The 18,848-nt window shown below is 62.2% G+C and carries 19 protein-coding genes; 5 read left to right on the plus strand and 14 right to left on the minus strand.

The window, feature by feature from the left end; translation table 11 throughout:
- Positions 1–150 precede the first annotated feature (150 nt).
- Entirely contained in the window at positions 151–1,194 is a 1,044-nt protein-coding gene (locus AC0IW7_RS09315; protein WP_471817359.1) for an ABC transporter substrate-binding protein, read from the plus strand.
- Between the two features lie 5 nt (positions 1,195–1,199).
- On the opposite strand, the gene AC0IW7_RS09320 is transcribed toward AC0IW7_RS09315, so the two are convergent.
- From AC0IW7_RS09320 to AC0IW7_RS09365, 10 genes are all read right to left on the minus strand, one after another.
- Positions 1,200–2,102 carry a hydroxymethylglutaryl-CoA lyase gene (locus AC0IW7_RS09320; protein WP_471817361.1) on the minus strand — a complete coding sequence of 301 codons (903 nt, stop codon included), beginning with the start codon at positions 2,100–2,102 and terminating at the stop codon, positions 1,200–1,202.
- Between the two features lie 125 nt (positions 2,103–2,227).
- Positions 2,228–4,165 (minus strand): acetyl/propionyl/methylcrotonyl-CoA carboxylase subunit alpha, encoded by a 1,938-nt coding sequence (locus AC0IW7_RS09325; protein WP_471817362.1) that lies wholly within the window; start codon positions 4,163–4,165, stop codon positions 2,228–2,230.
- A complete protein-coding gene (locus AC0IW7_RS09330; RefSeq protein ID WP_122498473.1) occupies positions 4,162–4,962 on the minus strand; it encodes a gamma-carboxygeranoyl-CoA hydratase in 801 nt (266 codons plus the stop codon). Before AC0IW7_RS09330 ends, AC0IW7_RS09325 begins: the two co-directional genes overlap by 4 nt.
- A gap of 126 nt (positions 4,963–5,088) precedes the next feature.
- Positions 5,089–6,696: a carboxyl transferase domain-containing protein gene (locus AC0IW7_RS09335; protein WP_471817364.1), complete on the minus strand. Its 1,608-nt coding sequence runs from the start codon at positions 6,694–6,696 to the stop codon at positions 5,089–5,091.
- A gap of 113 nt (positions 6,697–6,809) precedes the next feature.
- Positions 6,810–7,973: an isovaleryl-CoA dehydrogenase gene (locus tag AC0IW7_RS09340; protein ID WP_471817366.1), complete on the minus strand. Its 1,164-nt coding sequence runs from the start codon at positions 7,971–7,973 to the stop codon at positions 6,810–6,812.
- A gap of 44 nt (positions 7,974–8,017) precedes the next feature.
- On the minus strand, positions 8,018–8,395 hold the full coding sequence (locus AC0IW7_RS09345; protein ID WP_122498479.1) for a MerR family transcriptional regulator: 378 nt from the start codon (positions 8,393–8,395) through the stop codon (positions 8,018–8,020).
- 92 nt (positions 8,396–8,487) lie between these two features.
- Entirely contained in the window at positions 8,488–9,138 is a 651-nt protein-coding gene (locus tag AC0IW7_RS09350) for a DUF502 domain-containing protein (protein WP_471817367.1), read from the minus strand.
- Between the two features lie 17 nt (positions 9,139–9,155).
- Positions 9,156–9,806 carry an RES family NAD+ phosphorylase gene (locus tag AC0IW7_RS09355; RefSeq protein WP_122498579.1) on the minus strand — a complete coding sequence of 217 codons (651 nt, stop codon included), beginning with the start codon at positions 9,804–9,806 and terminating at the stop codon, positions 9,156–9,158.
- A gap of 29 nt (positions 9,807–9,835) precedes the next feature.
- Positions 9,836–10,240, minus strand: coding sequence for an MbcA/ParS/Xre antitoxin family protein (locus tag AC0IW7_RS09360; RefSeq protein WP_463542124.1), 405 nt, complete (start codon positions 10,238–10,240; stop codon positions 9,836–9,838).
- An 80-nt stretch (positions 10,241–10,320) separates the two neighbouring features.
- Positions 10,321–11,238: a LysR family transcriptional regulator gene (locus tag AC0IW7_RS09365; protein ID WP_122451037.1), complete on the minus strand. Its 918-nt coding sequence runs from the start codon at positions 11,236–11,238 to the stop codon at positions 10,321–10,323.
- A 160-nt stretch (positions 11,239–11,398) separates the two neighbouring features.
- Between AC0IW7_RS09365 and AC0IW7_RS09370 the strand changes: the two genes are divergently transcribed.
- Positions 11,399–12,625: an acyl-CoA dehydrogenase gene (locus AC0IW7_RS09370; protein WP_471817369.1), complete on the plus strand. Its 1,227-nt coding sequence runs from the start codon at positions 11,399–11,401 to the stop codon at positions 12,623–12,625.
- A gap of 70 nt (positions 12,626–12,695) precedes the next feature.
- Here the strand turns inward: AC0IW7_RS09370 and AC0IW7_RS09375 are convergent, their stop codons facing one another.
- Positions 12,696–12,974, minus strand: coding sequence for a peptidylprolyl isomerase (locus AC0IW7_RS09375; RefSeq protein WP_122498487.1), 279 nt, complete (start codon positions 12,972–12,974; stop codon positions 12,696–12,698).
- 174 nt (positions 12,975–13,148) lie between these two features.
- Between AC0IW7_RS09375 and AC0IW7_RS09380 the strand changes: the two genes are divergently transcribed.
- Positions 13,149–14,357, plus strand: coding sequence for a PilT/PilU family type 4a pilus ATPase (locus AC0IW7_RS09380; RefSeq protein WP_205898648.1), 1,209 nt, complete (start codon positions 13,149–13,151; stop codon positions 14,355–14,357).
- Between the two features lie 6 nt (positions 14,358–14,363).
- On the opposite strand, the gene AC0IW7_RS09385 is transcribed toward AC0IW7_RS09380, so the two are convergent.
- Positions 14,364–15,098, minus strand: a complete 735-nt coding sequence (locus AC0IW7_RS09385) for a substrate-binding periplasmic protein (protein ID WP_471817372.1) — start codon at positions 15,096–15,098, stop codon at positions 14,364–14,366.
- 232 nt (positions 15,099–15,330) lie between these two features.
- Between AC0IW7_RS09385 and AC0IW7_RS09390 the strand changes: the two genes are divergently transcribed.
- Positions 15,331–15,579 carry a transmembrane sensor/regulator PpyR gene (locus AC0IW7_RS09390; protein ID WP_471817373.1) on the plus strand — a complete coding sequence of 83 codons (249 nt, stop codon included), beginning with the start codon at positions 15,331–15,333 and terminating at the stop codon, positions 15,577–15,579.
- Positions 15,580–15,581: 2 nt separating this feature from the next.
- Here the strand turns inward: AC0IW7_RS09390 and AC0IW7_RS09395 are convergent, their stop codons facing one another.
- Positions 15,582–16,160, minus strand: coding sequence for a TetR/AcrR family transcriptional regulator (locus AC0IW7_RS09395; RefSeq protein WP_471817375.1), 579 nt, complete (start codon positions 16,158–16,160; stop codon positions 15,582–15,584).
- A gap of 140 nt (positions 16,161–16,300) precedes the next feature.
- Between AC0IW7_RS09395 and AC0IW7_RS09400 the strand changes: the two genes are divergently transcribed.
- Entirely contained in the window at positions 16,301–17,515 is a 1,215-nt protein-coding gene (locus AC0IW7_RS09400) for a YbfB/YjiJ family MFS transporter (protein WP_471817377.1), read from the plus strand.
- Here the strand turns inward: AC0IW7_RS09400 and AC0IW7_RS09405 are convergent.
- Positions 17,512–18,672 carry an MFS transporter gene (locus tag AC0IW7_RS09405; RefSeq protein WP_471817379.1) on the minus strand — a complete coding sequence of 387 codons (1,161 nt, stop codon included), beginning with the start codon at positions 18,670–18,672 and terminating at the stop codon, positions 17,512–17,514. The two genes, AC0IW7_RS09400 and AC0IW7_RS09405, sit on opposite strands and share 4 nt — an antisense overlap.
- Between the last annotated feature and the right edge of the window lie 176 nt (positions 18,673–18,848).

The following is an 18,848-nucleotide window of genomic DNA, read 5'->3' on the forward strand; positions in this document are numbered from 1 at the left end:
GCATGGGCGTTCGGGGCCACGCTGACCAGTGCTTAGGTCAAATGGTTACTAAAAAATAATTTAATAGTATTTAAAGTTTCGTTTCTGCTGTGTCTTATTCCCGGCTCACGCTGGCGCGGTGCCGGCATTTTTTGGCGGGAGCCTGCAACGATGAAAACCTTCTTTAACTCGGCATTGAGCCTGTTCGCCTCGCCGCTGCTGGCGGGACTCCTGGGCGTGTTTCCGCTGGTGGCTCACGGCGCGCCAGAGCCGCTGACGGAAATTCGCATTGCCGTGCCCGACCTCAGCGCCGTAGCCACCCACAGTGGCGGCGGCATCGTCGATGTGGTGCGCGAGCAGCAGTTATTCGAGAAGGCGCTGGCGGCGGAGGGCATCAAGGTTCAGTGGAATTTCTTCAAGGGCGCCGGTCCCGCTATTAACGAAGCATTCGCCAACGGCCAGGTCGACTTGGCGTACCTGGGCGACCTGGCGGCCATCGTCGGTAAATCCAACGGCCTCGACACGCGGCTGCTGAGCGCCACGGCCCGCGACGTGAAGCTGTATCTCGGCGTGCTACCGGGCTCCGGCGTTCAGTCGCTGGCAGACTTGAAAGGCAAGCGCGTGGGCATTTTTCGGGGCACCGCTGTGCAGCTGTCGTTTGACGCCGCGCTGGTGAGCCAGGGCCTGACGGAGAAAGATTTCAAGGTCATTAACCTGGACTTCACCGCGTCCACCTCGGCGCTGGTGGCCAAGCAAATCGACGCCACCTGGGGCGCTTCCAACCTGACGGCGCTGCGCGCGCGTGGCCTGGTCGATATTCCGCTGACCACCAAAGACCTCAACGGCGCCGGCAGTGTGCAGAGCGTGCTGGTGGGTTCGGGGGCCTTTGTCGATGCGCACCCGGACATCGTCAAACGCCTGCTCAAGGCGCAGGAAACCGCCGTGCAGTGGGTCAGTGACGAGGCGAATAAAGAGGCGTACATCCAATTGGTGTCGCGCCTGGCGGGCTATCCGGCGCTGATTCTGCAAACCGACCTGGGCGATGAACAGCTTGGCCACTTGTTCCAGACCCGGCTGGACCCCGAGTTTCTCGGCAAGTTGGATGCGTCGATCAAACTGGCCGGTGAGCAGCGGCTGATTCGTAAACCCTTCAGCACCGCCGAGTGGGTGGCCAAAGACGTGGCAACTACGCAGCCGGCGGTGGCTGCGCAGTAGCAGGGTTACTGCTTGGCGAGAAAGGCTTTGGCAGCCCGCGAACCGTTGGCCTTGCCCAGTACCTCGCAAATGCCTTGGCCGGCCGCGATCAGTTTCGCCATGTCGATGCCGGTGCTAATGCCCATGCCGTTGAGCATGTAGAGCACGTCTTCGGTGGCGACGTTGCCGGTGGCGCCCTTGGCATACGGGCAGCCGCCGAGGCCGGCGACGGAGCTGTCGAACACGGCGATGCCTTCTTGCAGGCTGGCGTAGATGTTCACCAGCGCCTGGCCGTACGTGTCGTGGAAATGGCCGGCGAGTTTGTCGCGGGCGATATCGCGACCGACCACCTCGAACAGCCGTCGGGTATTGGCCGGCGTGCCGGTGCCGATGGTGTCGCCCAGCGACACTTCGTAGCAGCCCATTGCGAACAGCTCGCGCGCGACCCTGGCCACTTGCTCCGGCGCAATCTCGCCTTCATACGGGCAGCCGAGCACGCACGACACATAACCACGCACGCTGACGTTGTGCTGCTGCGCCAACTCCATCACCGGCGCAAAGCGCGCCAGGCTCTCGCTGATGGAGCAGTTGATGTTCTTCTGCGAAAACGCTTCCGAGGCCGCCGCGAATACCGCCACTTCGCTGACACCGGCTTCAATCGCTGCTTCCAGGCCCTTGAGATTGGGGGTTAGCGCACCGTACGTAACGCCGGGCTGGCGCTGGAGCTGGGCAAACACCTCGGCGGAGCCGGCCATTTGCGGCACCCACTTGGGCGACACGAAACTGCCAACCTCGATATAGCGCACGCCAGCGGCCGACAGCTGATCGACCAAGCGCACCTTGGCGTCGACGCTGATGGCCTGTTGTTCATTCTGTAAACCGTCGCGCGGGCCGACTTCGACCAGGCGGACGTGGGTGGGCAAGACCATTTCACTCTCCAAACTATCTGCCGTCCTGTGGGAGCGGCTTTAGCCGCGATGCTCTGTTGTATTCAAAAACTATCGCGGCTAACCGGAGCGTCGCACCAGCCGCTCCTACAGGACCGCGTTTTTTTTCAGGTTTCCAGCTCCACCAACACCGCACCTTCGGCCACCATTTCGCCTTCGGCGCAGTACAGCGCTTTGACGGTGCCATCGTGCGGGGCGCGGATGCTGTGTTCCATTTTCATGGCTTCCAATACCACCAGCGGCGTGCCGGCTTGAACGGCCTGGCCGGCTTCTACCAGCACGCGCACGATACTGCCGTTCATGGGCGCCGTCAGCCCGCCGTGCTGCTGATGGCTGGCCTCGGCAGCGGCGATGGGGTCCAACTGTTGCACGGCGTGCAGCTCGTTATTCCAGCGCAGGAACAAGGTCGCGCCTTGGCGGATGGCCAGGTGCTGGGTGGTGACGCCGTTGGCGTTTACCCGTAGCTGATCGCCTTGGCGCGTGATGGTCGCGTCGGCGTCGCGAAGGCGAACCACGCGTTGCTCGCCAGCGCAGGTCAGGTGCAGGTCGGTTTCGCTGGCCAGGCCGGCGCGCCAACCCGTGCTGGCGGCCCACGGGCTGTGGGGATCATCGTCACGGGACACAGGCGTTGCGGTCAGTTGCCAGGCGCGGGCGGCCAGTTGCCAGAAGGCTTCGGGCCGTTCACCGGGAGGCGGCAGCAGCTCGGACTGATAGCGCGGAATAAAGCCGGTATCCAGTTCGGCAGCGGCAAACGCCGGGTGCGCGAGAATGCGCTGCAAGAACGCCAGGTTGGTCTTCAGGCCGCCTACGGCAAATTCGCCGAGCATGGCCAACAAACGCAGGCGCGCTTCCTCGCGGTTTTCTCCCCAGGCGATCAACTTGCCCAGCATCGGGTCGTAGAACGGCGACACCACATCGCCTTCCGCCACGCCGCTGTCCACGCGCCGACCCGCGCCAGGTGCCGATTCGCGGTACAGCTGCAAGGTGCCGGTGGCGGGCAGGAAGTCGTTGTCGGGGTCTTCGGCATACAGGCGCACTTCAATGGCATGGCCTATCAACGGCACCTGCTCTTGCGTTAGCGGCAGCGCTTCGCCGCGCGCCACGCGAATTTGCCAGGCCACCAGGTCAAGGCCGGTGATGGCTTCGGTGACCGGGTGCTCCACTTGCAGGCGCGTGTTCATTTCCATAAAGAAAAAGTCGCCGCGCGCATCCAGCAAAAACTCCACCGTGCCGGCGCCCACGTAGCCGATGGCCTGGGCCGCTTTAACGGCCGCTTCGCCCATGGCCCGGCGCTGCTCAGGGCTAAGGCCGGGGGCGGGGGCTTCTTCGACGACTTTCTGGTGGCGGCGCTGAATCGAGCAATCGCGTTCGTTGAGGTATAGGCAGTGGCCGTGCATGTCGGCGAACACCTGGATTTCCACGTGCCGAGGTTTGAGCACGTACTTTTCCACCAGCATCTGGCTGTTGCCAAACGAGGACAGCGCCTCACGCTGCGCAGACGCCAAGGCCTCGGCCAGCTCGCCTTCGTGCTCGACCACTTTCATGCCTTTACCGCCGCCGCCTGCGGTGGCTTTGAGCAGCACCGGATAACCGATGCGCTGGGCGGCGTCGCGGAAGGTGGCGAGGTCTTGCGCCTCGCCGTGGTAGCCGGGCACCAGGGGCACGCCGGCTTTTTCCATCAGCGCTTTGGCGGCCGATTTGCTGCCCATGGCATCGATGGCGGAGGCGGGCGGGCCGAGAAAAATCAGCCCGGCCGCTTCGATGGCCCGGGCGAAATCGGCGTTTTCGGAGAGAAAACCGTAACCGGGGTGGATTGCCTGGGCGCCGCTGGCCTGAGCGGCGGCGATCAGTTTGTCGATGCACAGGTAGCTCTCAGCCGGCTTGGCGCCGCCCAGATTCACGGCGCTGTCGGCCTCGCGCACATGGCGGGCGTGGCGGTCGATGTCGCTGTGCACGGCCACGGTGCTCAGGCCCATGGCCTTGGCGGTGCGCATCACGCGACAGGCGATCTCGCCTCGGTTGGCGACGAGTAAACGGTTGATCATGACTGCGGCTCCTGCCAGGCGGGTTTGCGCTTGGCCAGAAAGGCTTGCAGGCCTTCCTGACCTTCGGCGCTGACGCGGATTCGAGCGATGGCGTTTTCGGTATAGCGGCGCAGGGCCGGGGTCAGCGCGCCAGTGCCTACTTCATGCAGCAATTGCTTGCTGGCCTGCATGGCTAACGGACTGTTGAGCAGCAGGTTGGCGACCCAGCGTTCTACTTCCGCCTCCAGCTCGTCAGGTTCGTAGCACTCGGCCAACAAGCCCAACTGCTGCGCACGTTGGCCGTCGAAGCGTTCGGCGGTCAGCGCAAAGCGGCGCGCGGCCCGCTCGCCGATGGCTTGCACCACGAACGGGCTGATGACCGCAGGCGCCAGGCCGATGCGCACTTCCGACAGGCTGAACTGCGCATCGCGCGCGCCGATGGCCATGTCGCAGCAACTGATCAGGCCGATGGCACCGCCAAACGCCGCACCTTGCACCACGGCCACGGTGGGGATTTTCAACTGATGCAGGCTGTACATCAGGTCGGCCAACTCACGGGCGTCGTTGAGGTTGGCGCTGTAGTCGAGGTTGGACGATTGCTGCATCCAGGCCAGGTCGGCGCCGGCGCAAAAGTGTTTGCCGCGCCCGCGCAGCAGCATGAAGCGAATACTGCGGTCGGCCTTGATGATGTCCAACGCCAGAACCAGCTCGCGGATCATCTGGGCATTGAAGGCGTTGTTCTTGTCCGCACGATTCAGCCACAGGGTGGCGATGCCGTTGGCGGTGATATCGAGTTCGATGGTGGTGAAGTCAGTCATTGCACAAATCTCTGTGTGGAACTGGGCTGGCTTTTTGTGGGAGAGGCTTCAGCCTTGATGGGATGCTGAAGAAATCAAAAGCATCGAGGCTCAAACCTCTCCTACAGGAAACGCCGTTCAGCTGAACTACATCCGGAACACACCGAACTGGGTGGGCTCAATCGGCGCGTTCAGACTTGCGGAAAGTGCCAGGCCCAACACCTCGCGGGTTTGCGCAGGGTCAATCACGCCGTCATCCCACAGCCGCGCGCTGGAGTAATAGGGGTGACCTTGCTGTTCGTACTGCGCCAGGATCGGCTGCTTGATGGCCGCTTCTTCCTCGGCGCTCAGTTGCTGGCCGCTGCGTTCGGCCTGCTCGCGTTTCACTTGCGCCAGCACGCCCGCCGCCTGCTCGCCGCCCATCACGCCGATTCGCGCGTTGGGCCACATCCACAAAAAGCGCGGGTCGTAGGCGCGGCCGCACATGCCGTAATTACCAGCGCCGAAACTGCCGCCGATAATCACCGTGAACTTCGGCACCTTGGCGCAGGCCACCGCAGTCACCAGCTTGGCGCCGTGCTTGGCGATGCCGCCAGCTTCGTATTTCTGCCCGACCATAAAGCCGGTGATGTTCTGCAAAAACAGCAACGGGATGCCGCGCTGGCACGCCAGCTCGATAAAGTGCGCGCCTTTTTGCGCCGACTCGGCGAACAAAATGCCGTTGTTGGCAATGATCGCCAGCGGGTAACCGTTGAGGTGGGCGAAGCCGCACACCAGCGTGCTGCCGAACAGGGCTTTGAATTCATCGAACACCGAGCCGTCGACCAGGCGGGCAATCACCTCGCGCACATCGAACGGTTGCTTGGCGTCGGCGGGAATCACGCCGTAAATCTCATCGCTGGCATACAGCGGCGGTTGCGGCGGGCGGCTGTTCAATTGGCCGTGCTTGCGCCAGTTGAGGTTACTGATGCAGCGGCGCGCCAGGGCCAGCGCGTGTTCATCGTCTTCGGCGTAGTGGTCGGCGACACCGGAGGTTTTGCAATGCACGTCGGCGCCACCGAGGTCTTCGGCGCTCACCACTTCACCCGTGGCAGCGCGCACCAGCGGCGGCCCGGCGAGAAAGATGGTGGCCTGGTTGCGGACCATGATGGTTTCGTCCGACATCGCCGGCACGTAGGCGCCGCCGGCCGTACACGAGCCCATGACCACGGCGATTTGCGGGATGCCCATGGCGCTCATGTTCGCTTGGTTGAAGAAGATGCGGCCGAAGTGTTCGCGGTCGGGGAACACCTCGTCCTGACGCGGCAGGTTGGCGCCGCCCGAATCCACCAGATAGATGCAGGGCAGGCGGTTTTCCTTGGCGATGGTTTGTGCGCGCAGGTGCTTCTTCACCGTGAGCGGGTAATAGCTGCCGCCTTTGACCGTGGCGTCGTTGGCCAAAATCATGCACTCCACGCCCTCGACGCGACCGATGCCGGCAATCACCCCAGCGGCCGGCACGTCTTCGCCGTACACCTCGTGGGCAGCCAGTTGGCCGACTTCAAGAAAGGCCGAGCCGGGGTCGAGCAGACGGTTGATGCGCTCGCGCGGCAGCAACTTGCCCCGCGAGGTGTGGCGTTCCTGCGCCTTGGCGCCGCCGCCTTGCTGCACCTGGGCGAGGAGGGCGCGCAGGTGATTGACCTGCTCGAGCATGGCATCGGTATTGGCCGCGAATTCGGGGCTGCGGGTGTTGATGTGGGTGGTGAGGATGGCCATGGGGCGCTCCGGGCGATGCGTTTGGTACCTGTGGGAGCGGCTTTAGCCGCGATGCTTTTAGATCAACAACATCGCGGCTAAAGCCGCTCCTACAGTCGATGTAGGGCTGGTGGTCAACGGGTCTCGTTAAACAATTCCCGACCAATCAACATCCGCCGAATTTCGCTGGTGCCGGCGCCGATCTCGTACAGCTTGGCGTCGCGCAGTAATCGGCCGGTGGGGAATTCGTTGATGTAGCCGTTGCCACCCAGAATCTGGATGGCATCCAGGGCCATTTGCGTGGCGCGCTCGGCGCTGTAGAGGATCACCCCAGCGGCGTCTTTGCGCGTGGTTTCGCCACGGTCGCAGGCGTTTGCCACGGCGTAGAGGTAGGCGCGGCTGGCGTTGAGCTGGGTGTACATGTCGGCGACTTTGCCCTGGATCAGCTGGAATTCGCCGATGGCCTGGCCGAACTGTTTGCGGTCGTGGATGTAAGGCACCACCACGTCCATGCAGGCTTGCATGATGCCGACCGGGCCGCCGGACAACACCACGCGCTCGTAGTCGAGGCCGCTCATGAGCACCTTCACGCCGCCATTGAGGACGCCGAGAATGTTTTCTTCTGGCACTTCAACGTCATCAAAAAACAGCTCGCAGGTGTTGGAGCCGCGCATGCCGAGCTTGTCGAATTTGTTGCTGCGCGAAAAACCCTTCCAGTCGCGCTCGACGATAAACGCGGTGATGCCGTGGGCGCCTTTTTCCAGATCGGTTTTGGCGTAGATCACGTAGGTGTTGGCGTCTGGCCCGTTGGTGATCCAGGTTTTGCTGCCATTGAGCACGTAGCAGTCGCCGCGTTTGTCGGCGCGCAGTTTCATCGACACCACGTCCGAGCCGGCGTTGGGCTCGCTCATGGCGAGGGCGCCGACGTGCTCGCCGCTGATCAGTTTCGGCAGGTACTTGGCCTTTTGCTCGGCGGTGCCGTTGCGGTTGATCTGGTTCACGCAGAGGTTGGAATGCGCGCCGTATGACAAACCCACCGAGGCCGAGCCGCGGCTGATTTCTTCAATCGCCACCACGTGCGCCAGGTAACCGAGGCCGGCGCCGCCGTATTCCTCGCTGACGGTAATGCCCAGCAAGCCCATGTCACCGAATTTGCGCCACATGTCGTGGGGGAACAGGTTGTCGCTGTCTATGGCCGCCGCGCGTGGCGTCAGTTCGGCGGCGACAAAGGCCCGCACTTGGTCGCGCAGCATGTCGATGGTTTCGCCGAGGGCAAAGTTCAGGGAAGGGTAAGTCATGGTGGGCACCTGCTGATTATTGTTGTTGAGCTGCCAGTAACGGGTTAAGCGGGAATTTGCGCCATGGCGGCCAGGCAGCGCTCTTCGGCGGTGTCCAGCTCCATTTGCATCTGCTCGATGTCGAGTAATTGCTGACGCAGCTGTTCGCGGCGCTCGGCGATCTTGCGCATGAAGGTTTCGAGTTGTTTGTGGTTGCCGGTGGGGTCGTACAGCTCGATCAGCTCGCGACACTCGGCCAGGGAAAAACCGATGCGCTTGCCGCGCAAAATCAGCTTGAGGGTGACTTTGTCGCGCGCCGAGTAGATGCGCTCCTGGCCGCGGCGCTCGGGGGTGAGCATGCCTTGCTCTTCGTAAAAACGAATGGTGCGGGTGGTGACGTCCAGCTCGCGGGCCAGGTCGGAAATGCTGTAGGTGGTCGGCATAGGAAAATGCTTACTCGAAAAGTTACCTTTACGTTAACGTAAAGCACCTTTCCCTACAGCGTCAAGCGAGTGTTTCGTGCGCCGTTTTGGCGTCAGACGGTTTTGCGCGGCGATTGTGGTGGGGCGTTGATGCCCATCGATACGTAGATGCTGGTGAACGCATCCACGCCGATATTGGCCGGCTTCACCCATTCCACTGGCACATACAGCAAGCCGCCGCCGATGGGAATTGGCGCGGTGGGCACCAGCACGGCGTAATAGTGGCGGCCGTCGATATCAATGGGTTCCGGGTTGGGCATCAACGCCAACACCGCCACGCCATCACCGCCGAAGAAGCACCACACCGGGCTCATGGCGTTGATGTCGGCGCCTTCTTTTTTCTCCAGCAGCGCCACGAAGCGGTCGGCCAGGTTGTACAACTTGCCGAACAGCGGAATGCGCCGCAGGGTGACGTCGGTCAACCAGGCCAGCGGTTTGCGCAAGCCGTGTTGCACGGCCAAACCCAGCACATAAATCGCGATTACCAGCAGCACCGTGCCCAAGCCGTAGGCGAGGTAGGTGTTGCTGGCGAATGGTTGGCCCATGGCGGCAAACAGCCGGCCGACGTAGGTCGACGGCCCGACGATGCGGTTGAGCAGGCTCACCACCCAGGTGAGCAACACCAGGGTCAAGGTCAGCGGCAATAAAACGATCAACCCCGCCAACCAGGTGGTCAGCAGGGAATTGAAGCTTTTCTTCAGCATCGGGACTTCCGCGGCAATCAAGCGATGGCTTTGAGGGTGAATACCTGGGTGATCTGTTGCAGCTGGCCGTCCCACACGTAACGCAAATGCTCGCCCTGCACCGGAATGCTGGCGGCCGGCGGGCGGAACAGCGCCGCGCATTCGCCGTTTTCGTTGCGCACGCTGCGGTACAGCAAACCCCACGAGCGCGCTTTACGGCGCTCGGCGGCAAAGCGTTGAGGCAGGGCGTAGGCGTTCGGGTCGGGGTCGTAGAGTTCGTCGTAGCCTTCGCGCACGTCATCCAGCGGCTGCACCACTTTGCACACGTAGGTGCGCAGGGTCAGCTCCATGCTCGGCTCGTGGGTGGCGCGCATAAAGCGTTCGCGGTGGAAGCGGGTTTCGGCGATGGCGGTTTGCAAACTGTCGCCGCAGTAATAAACGCCGTATTGGCCGTCGGTGAAGCGGCTTTTGGCGCCCACGTGAGTAAAGGCAGCCATTAACGGCGAGGCGCCGGGGCCGCACACGCGGTCTTCGGGGGCCACATGGCTAAGCAGGCCGGCCTCTTCGCGCAGGCGGTCGTTGGTCAGGCTTTCAATCAGAAAGGCTTGTTCCAGATCGGCGGGGTCCAGCACATCTTCAAACACCGAAATTGGCGGGAAGGCGCTGGAAACGATGCGATAGGCCCGCATCCATGCAGGCACCACTTGAGTCGGTTGTTTCAACCGCGTACTCCATCCAGGTAGCGACGTACCACGGCAATATCCATCACGCCGCCTGCCAGCATCAACTGCAAAGCGCTCATGCCGTTGAAGGGTGCTTCGCTGTTTGCCTTGCGAATCCATTCGTAAGTCGACGGTTTATCGCCAAACAAGATACGCAGCGTTTTGTGGATGCCCATCAGATAGGAAACCCGCTCTAACGTGTCGCGCGGTAAGCGGATTTCGGGCAGTTGGCGATACTTGTAGAGCGTGCTGCGGCCGATGGAGCCCAGCAGCACGGTTTGTTCCTCGACCGAGCAGTTCCATTTCTCCATCAGGTTGAAGAAAAACTTCAGCGCCACGTGCCCGGCGTGAGCCGAGTCGAGGTCGAGAACTGCGCTGTTGGACGGGCTGGCGAGGGACATGGTGTTTCTCCACAAGTGGACAGTGATGTCACTTTAGTCCGCATATGGATAAATCGCAAGTGCCCTCACACCCAGCGCGCTTACGCCTGCCCGGCGTCCTGCACACTGATCTGCTGCGCCAGCTCGATCATCTGCTCACGCATCCAGCGGTTCGCCGGGTCCTGGTCGGTGCTCTCGTGCCAATACAGGTGCGTTTCCACGGCGGGCACTTCCACCGGCACGCCGACGTAGTGCAGGTCATGGCTGCGGGCAAAGCGCTCGGGCACGGTCATGGCCATGTCGGTTTTCTGCATCACCATCGAAGCCATCAGGTAATGCTGGGAGCGCAGGGCGATCTTTCGCTGAATGCCCATTTTCCCAAGGGTCAGGTCGACATACCCGAGACCGCTGCGGCGGCTGGAGATGTGAATATGGGTCAGCGACATATATTCGTCGAGCGTCAGCTTTTCCTTGGCCAGCGGATGGCCTTTGCGGATCGCGCACACATAGCGGTCAGACAGCAGCTTGACGTGGCGCACCTGCGGGTCGGTGTTCAGCGGCGCGTCCACGGCGAAGTCGAGGCGGCCGGCGGCCAGCTCTTTAGTGGTTTCCCGGCGCTTCGACAAAAAGCTCTCAATCTGCACGGCCGGCGCCTGGCGACGCAGGCGCTGGAACAGCGGCGGCAGAATGATCTCCTCGGTGAGGTCGGTCATGCTGATGCGGTAGGTTTTGTTCGCTTGCAGCGGGTTGAACGTGCGGCTTTCCTGCACGGAAACACGCAGCAGCGACAGCGCGTTGCGCACCGGCCCAATGATGTTCTGCGCCATGGGCGTGGGCACCATGCCTTGGGCCGTGCGCACGAACAGCGGGTCATTGAAGGTTTCGCGCAGGCGGGCGAGGGCGTTGGATACGGCGGGTTGGGTGATGCCGACAATCTGCCCGGCACGGGTCAGGTTGGCTTCGGTATAGATGGCGTCGAAGACGATAAACAGATTGAGATCGACCTTGCTCAAATTCATTGCCAACGCGCTCCTGGTCTTATTGGTTTGGGGTCCCGGAATCAGCTAATCATATATCGGTGATGAATGTTAATACACGCCGAGAATAGGTTAGATAAATCTTGATCCCTGTTCTAGGATCTTTTCCAACCTCACAACAGCCCGTCAGAAGGTGCCTCCGATGGATTTCGCTTATTCCCCCAAGGTTCAAGAACTGCGCGAACGCGTTACCGCATTCATGGACACTTATGTCTATCCCGCCGAAGCGGTGTTCGAAGCTCAAGTGAACGAGGGTGATCGCTGGCAGCCCACCGCGATCATGGAAGAGTTGAAAGCCAAGGCCAAAGCCGAAGGCCTGTGGAACCTGTTTTTGCCCGAGTCGAAGCTCGGTGCCGGCCTGACCAACATGGAATACGCGCCGCTGGCCGAAATCATGGGCCGCTCGCTGCTGGGCTCCGAGCCGTTCAACTGCTCCGCGCCAGACACCGGCAACATGGAAGTGCTGGTGCGCTACGCCAACGAAGAACAGAAAAAACGCTGGCTCGAGCCGCTGCTCGCTGGCGAAATCCGCTCGGCGTTCGCCATGACCGAACCGGGCGTGGCTTCCTCCGACGCCACCAACATGGAAGCCCGTGCCGAGCGCGTGGGTGATGAGTGGGTCATCAACGGCCGGAAATGGTGGACATCGGGCGCCTGCGACCCGCGCTGCAAAATCATGATTTTCATGGGCCTGAGCAACCCGGACGGCCCGCGTCACCAGCAGCACTCGATGATCCTGGTACCGACTGATGCACCCGGCGTGAAAATTCTGCGTCCGCTGCCTGTGTTCGGCTACGACGATGCCCCGCACGGCCACGCCGAAGTGCTGTTCGAAAACGTTCGCGTGCCGTACGACAGCGTGTTGCTAGGCGAGGGCCGTGGTTTTGAAATCGCTCAAGGTCGCCTTGGCCCAGGCCGTATTCACCACTGCATGCGCTCCATCGGCATGGCGGAACGCGCCCTGGAACTGATGTGCCAACGCGCCGTTAGCCGTACCGCTTTTGGCAAGCCGTTGGCCCGCCTGGGCGGCAACGTCGACATCATCGCCGACTCGCGCATGGAAATTGACATGGCCCGTCTGCTGACGCTCAAAGCGGCTTACATGATGGACACCGTGGGCAACAAAGTGGCCAAAAGCGAAATCGCGCAGATCAAAGTTGTCGCGCCAAACGTCGCCCTGCGAGTGATCGACCGCGCCATTCAAATGCACGGCGGCGCGGGTGTGTCGAATGACACGCCGCTGGCCTACATGTACGCCATGCAACGCACCCTGCGCCTGGCCGACGGCCCGGACGAAGTGCACCGCGCCGCCATCGGCAAATTCGAGATCGGCAAGCACATGCCCAAAGACATGCTCAAAAGCCACTAAGCGCTAGCGCATGAAAAAGCCCGCCCGGTTTAGCCGTGGCGGGCTTTTTTGCGTCTGCCGTTCTGCCCCGTTACTCGCGGTAGAACACTTGCACCAGGTGATAACCGAACTGGCTTTTCACGGGGCCGTGCACGGTGCGCACTTCCTTTTTGAAAATCACCGAGTCGATGGACTTCACCATCTGCCCGGGCCGCACTTCGCCCAGGTCGCCACCTTTTTTGCCGGACGGGCAGGTGGAGTATTTTTTCGCCAATACATCGAACGCCTCGCCCGCGGCGATGCGTTTTTTCAGCGCGGCCGCTTCCGCCTCGGTTTTCACCAAAATATGGCGGGCCATTGCTTTTGCCATGGGGGCTCCTCGGAATCTTCTTTATTTGCCAACGCATCGAGGCATAAGCCTCGGTTACGGGGCGCGTAGTGTGCCAGTATTTGCGGCGGCGTTTTACTGGCGCCAATAACATGGCCGCCAGTGTGCTCACTTTGACCTACCGTATTACTTCCACGACCCAAGGAGGCTTTGCCCATGGACCTGAACCCGATGCTGAAAATTCTGGCGACTCAGGACGGTTCAGACCTGTACCTGTCCACCGGCGCGCCGCCCTGTGCCAAGTTCAATGGCGTGCTCAAGCCCTTGAGTGCCGAGCCGCTGAAGTCGGGTGAAATAGCCGCCGTGGCGGATTCGATCATGGACTCGGCGCAGAAAATTGAGTTTGAGCGCGAGCTGGAAATGAACCTCGCCATATCGCTGGCCGGCATTGGCCGCTTTCGCATCAACATCTTTAAGCAGCGCAACGAAGTGTCGATTGTGGCGCGCAATATCAAGATGGAAATCCCCAAGTTCGAAGACCTGAAGCTGCCGGAAATTCTGCTGAAAACCGTGATGGAAAAACGCGGCTTGGTGTTGTTCGTCGGCGGCACCGGCTCGGGCAAATCCACCTCGCTGGCAGCGCTGATCGACTACCGCAACCGCAACAGCGGCGGCCATATCATCACCATCGAAGACCCGGTCGAGTACGTGCACCGGCACAAGAAGTCGATCATCAACCAGCGCGAAGTCGGCGTAGACACCCGCAGCTTCCACGCCGCCTTGAAGAACACCCTGCGCCAGGCGCCCGACGTGATTCTGATCGGCGAGATTCGTGACCGCGAAACCATGGAACACGCCCTGGCCTTTGCCGACACCGGGCACTTGGCGATCTCCACCTTGCACGCCAACAACGCCAACCAGGCGCTGGACCGCATCATCAACTTCTTCCCCGAAGAGCGTCGCCCGCAGTTGCTCAATGACCTTGGCAACAACCTCAAAGCTTTCGTTTCTCAGCGCCTGGTCAAGACCACCGACGGCAAGCGCCGCGCCGCCGTGGAGGTGCTGCTGGGAACGCCCACGGTGCGTGATCTGATCAAGCGCAGCGAGCTTAGCGAGATCAAGGAAATCATGGAGAAGTCGCGCAACCTGGGCATGCAGACCTTCGACCAGGCGCTGATCGAGCTGGTTAACGAGGGGGCGATTGATGAAGAAGAAGCGGTGAAAAACGCCGACTCGGCCAACAACGTGCGCCTCAAACTCAAGCTCTACCGTGAAACGCCGGCCGTGGCTGCGGCGCCGGTGGCTGCTCCGGTGGCGCCCGCCGCGCCAGTGCCGCAAGCCAGCGACTGGGGCATGGAGTTGAAGTTGGAAGACATCGAAGAAGAACCGGCGCCACCGGAAGATCCCGGTCGCCACGGCATCTAAGCCTGGCTATTTCGTCGGCGGGTTCATATAGCGCTCGCGGATGCGCTCGACGCTGCCATTGGCGCGCAGCTTGGCAATGGCGGCGCGCATGCGTTTGATCACCGTGGCGTCGCAGGTTTTTGAACACGCCAGGTACATTTCTGTGGTCGCCATTTCCGGGCTCATCAGCAAAGGATCGCGGGTGTTGCGGTTCCAGGCGAACTGGCCTTCGGGCACGGTGGTGAACCAGGCGTCGATGCGTTTTAACTCGAGCAGCCGAAGCGGCTTATCGCCCAGTTGCAGCGGATAAATCTGCTCGCGGCTGAACCCTTGGCTGAGCAGAATTTCCTCCTGTGCTGAACCAATGCCCACGCCGATGCGCTTGTACTCGGTGCGCGCCTGTTCGAAGTTCTGCAGCGGCTGACTAAAGGTGAAAAACGCCCGGGGCAGCGGCAGTACGGAGGCGATCCAGGTGTATTGGGTTTCCCGCCCCGGCGTTCTCGACAGCGGCAGAATCAATAAATTTTTCCCCTCCCGCACGCGCTTCTGCGCCCGCAGCCACGGCTCGGAAACGATGTTCACCCGGTAGCCGGCCAGCGCTGCCGCTTCCAGCACGGCGTCGCCCACCAGTCCGTGGCCCAACGGGTCGTTAGGGGCGGCCAGCGGCATGGCGTCGGGAATGTACAAATCAAAAACAGGCGGGGCAGCCAACGCGCTGGCGCCGAGCAGGGCCAGCAACAAACCGACTATTCGGGGCAGCATGGCGACGTCCGTAGGAGGGCAGTGGAAGGAGTATAGGTGAGGTTTTGCGCGCCGATTAGCGGGGTCCATATGACTTCGCACGGTCAAATTGACTCGCACTCAGGGTGAGTCGTTGTGACTGCGCTAACGGCTAATCTATTGATTTTGATCAATAAAAAATGTGGCACGCATTCTGATTAGTCCTAGGTACGCAACGGAAAGCCTTTCCGGCGTTCACTCGGAGGATTCACCCATGTTTGCCTACCTGAGCAGCCCGAAAAACGTGATGCACCTGTCCAACCAATTGCTGATGGCGGGCCTGGTGGTGTTGCTGGTCGGTGTGTTCGTCGCCTACGGCTACGAGGGCAGTTTGAATCTGCCCACGCTGGTCGCCGCCCACGCCGGTGTGATTCTCGGCCCAACGGCGCTGAAGATCGGTTACGTGATGCGCTTGATCGCCCAATACAACCTGCGCAAGGCTTCGGCTGTGGCGTACGCGTGAAATCAGGCGCCAGCGGGCACGATCAGGTCCACCAGCGTATCCGCCGTGGCCTGCAACCGCGCGGTGTCCGGGTACAGACGTTCGATGACGACGATGCCGCGCGTGAGCGTCACCAGCAGCCGCGCGGCGTCTTCAATGGGCAACGCCAGCGGCTCGGTGGCCTGGCTCAGGCGCTCTGCGAGCAAACCTTCCAGCCCGTCGACCATGCCGCGCAGCACCTCGCGGATGGGTTCGGCGCTGGCGTTTTCATCCACCGTGGTTTTGGTCGACAAACAGCCGCGTGCCGCTTCGCCGGATTTCATCGAGGCAATGGCAAAGGTGAAAAAGGCTTTGAGCGCTTCGCGGGTGTCGGGGGAGGTCAGGGTTTCGCCGGCAGTGGCGAGAAAGCCCGCTTTGTAGCGAGCGAATACCGCGAGAAACAAGCCTTGCTTGTCGCCGTAGGCGTTGTACAGCGAGCCACGTTGCACGCCAGTGGCTTCGGCGAGTTCGGGCATCGAGGTCGCGCCGAAGCCTTTACGCCAGAAAACTTCCAGGGCGCGTTCGAGGGTTTGGTCTTCGTTGAATTGTCGTATTCCGGCCATGGCGGCAATTTCACTCTTGTTTGACAGGTGTGTCAATAATGCCTTGACAGGCGCTTCGTTGCTCACAACACTAGCAATCATGACAGGTATGTCAAAGATGGCGTGGACAGCCGATCAGCCTTTTGCCAAGCGAGCCACACATGACCAGTGAAGCCAGCGTCACCCACCTCGACAGCGGCCCCCGCCAACCCAGCGTGATGCACGCGATTATCGCCGGCCTGTGCGCCAGCCTGGTCGGCATCGGCTTGGCGCGTTTCGCCTACACGCCCTTGATTCCCTCGCTGATCGAAGCGCAGTGGTTCGCCGCCAATGACGTGATGTACCTCGGCGCTGCGAACCTGGTCGGTTACCTGGCCGGGGCGCTTAGCGGTAGGCCTATCGCGCGCCGCCTCGGTGGGCCATGGACGCTGCGGGTGATGATGCTGTTCGCCTCGCTGGCGTTTCTGGCCTGCGCCTTTCCGGTGTCGGTGCTGTGGTTCTTTGCCTGGCGCTTTGTTTCCGGGCTGGCGGGCGGCGCGATCATGGTGTTGGCCGCCACCAGCGTGCTGCCGTTTATTCCCGGTGCGCGCAAAGGCCTGGCCAGCGGCGCGATTTTCCTGGGTCTGGGCCTAGGCATCGCCGCCTCGGGCACCTTGGTGCCGCTGCTGCTGAACCTCGGCCTGCAACAAACCTGGATCGGCCTCGGTGTGCTGTCTGCCGTGCTCACCGCCGTGAGCTGGAGCGGCTGGCCGACCGTGGCGACGCCAACGCCGGTGATTGCCGCCGGCGCAGAAAGCAAAACGCCGACCGCCATGAAACTGCTCTACGCCCAATACGCGCTGATGGCCGTGGCCTTGGTGCCGATGATGGTGTTTCTGGTCGACTACGTGGCGCGCGGCCTGCAGTGGGGCGCACATTGGGGCGCGATGGTGTGGGTGGTGTATGGCATTGGCGCGATTCTGGGGCCGATGGTGTACGGCGCGTTGGCCGACCGCATCGGTTTTGCCACCACCAGCCGCGTGGTGCTCGGTATTCAGGCGCTGGCGATTGCCTTGTTGGCGCTGGACCACAGCGTGCCGGCCTTGGTAGCAGCGGTGTTGGTGATCGGCTCGTTCCCACCCGGCATCGTGCCGGTCAACCTGGGCCGCATTCAGCATTTGCTGCCGGGCGACCTAAGCGCGCAGAACCACGCCTGGAGCCGCGCCACCACAGCCTTTGCGCTGTTCCAGGCGCTGGCCGGTTATGCCTACTCGTACTTGTACGCCCTGAGTCACGGCAACTACACGCTGCTGTTTGTCATCGGCGGGGCGGCGGTGGTGCTGGCCTTGTTGCTCGACCTGATTCCCAGCGCCAGCCGCCGCGCCGCCGTCGATTAATGCAGCGGAATGTCGTGCGGCACCGCTTTGAGCCGTGGCAGCCACCAGGCCACGGCGAAGTTGAGCGCCAGCAGCAACACGCCGAACACCGGCAGCAGCGGCAAGCCCAGGTGCGCGCTTAACCACAAACCGCCAAACCAGGCGCCTGCTGCGTTGCCCAAGTTGAACGCCGCGTGGCTCAGCGTGGCGGCCAGGCTGGCCGATTCGCCCGCTTGCTCCACCAGCAACAGTTGCAGCGGCGTCGACACCGCAAAGGTGGCGATGCCCCAGCACAGCAGAATCGCCAGGGTCGGCAGTTGCCACTGCCCAAACAGGTACAAGCCCAACACCATCAGCGCTCCGCAGGCCAAGGCCATCGGCACCGCGCGCTGCACACCGCGATCAGCCAGGCGCCCGCCAAGCACGTTGCCCAGGGTCAAACCGACGCCCATCAGCAACAGCGCGCCGTTGCTTTGGTCTGGGGTAAAGCCGGTGACTTCCCGCAGAAACGGGCTGATATAGGTGAACACGGTAAACAGCGACACCGACGTCAGGCTGCACACCAGCAAGGTATGCAACACCGGGCGGCGGAAGATGCCGCTCCAGCTGCCGCTCGCGCTGCGCACCGGGCGGGCAGTGGGCGGCAGCCAGATAAATTGCGCGATCACCGTCAGCGCCCCGATACCGGCCACTACAAAAAACGTCACGCGCCAGTTCGTGGTTTGCCCCAGCCAGGCACCGAGCGGCACGCCGAGCACATTGGCGATGGTCAGGCCGCTGATCACCATGGCCATGGCCGAGGCCTGGCGATGGGGCGGCGCCAGGTCGCGGGCGAGCAGGGTGGCGCAGCCAAAGAAGCCCGCGTGACTTATGGCTGTAGCGAGGCGCGCGGCCAGCAGCCAGTGATAATCCGGCGCCAGGGCGCAGGCCAGGTTGCCCAGCGTGTACATAAACATCAGCGCGATCACCGCCTGGCGTCTGGGTGCGCGGTCGAGCATCGGCCCCAGCAATGGCGCGCCGACTACTACGCCCAGGGCATAGGCGCTGACCAGCAGGCCGGCGTTCGCCAGGCTCACATTCAGGTCGGCAGCGAGTTCGGGCAGCAAGCCCATGATGATGAATTCACTGCTGCCGACTACAAAACCGCCAAGGGCGAGGGCGAGCAGGGGGAGGGACATGAGGGTGCGGGCGTGCATTGAGCGGGGGGTTCCAATCGGGGAGGCTGCGGTTAGCTTGAGGCGGCGTTACATGCAAGATACTGGATCCCCGCCTTCGCGAGGATGACGGAGTCAACTCACCCACCACCGTCATCCTCGCGCAGGCGGCGGTCCGACGATTCGGGATCCAGGCTAGA

The sequence above is a fragment of the Pseudomonas sp. AC229 genome, from assembly GCF_979254655.1.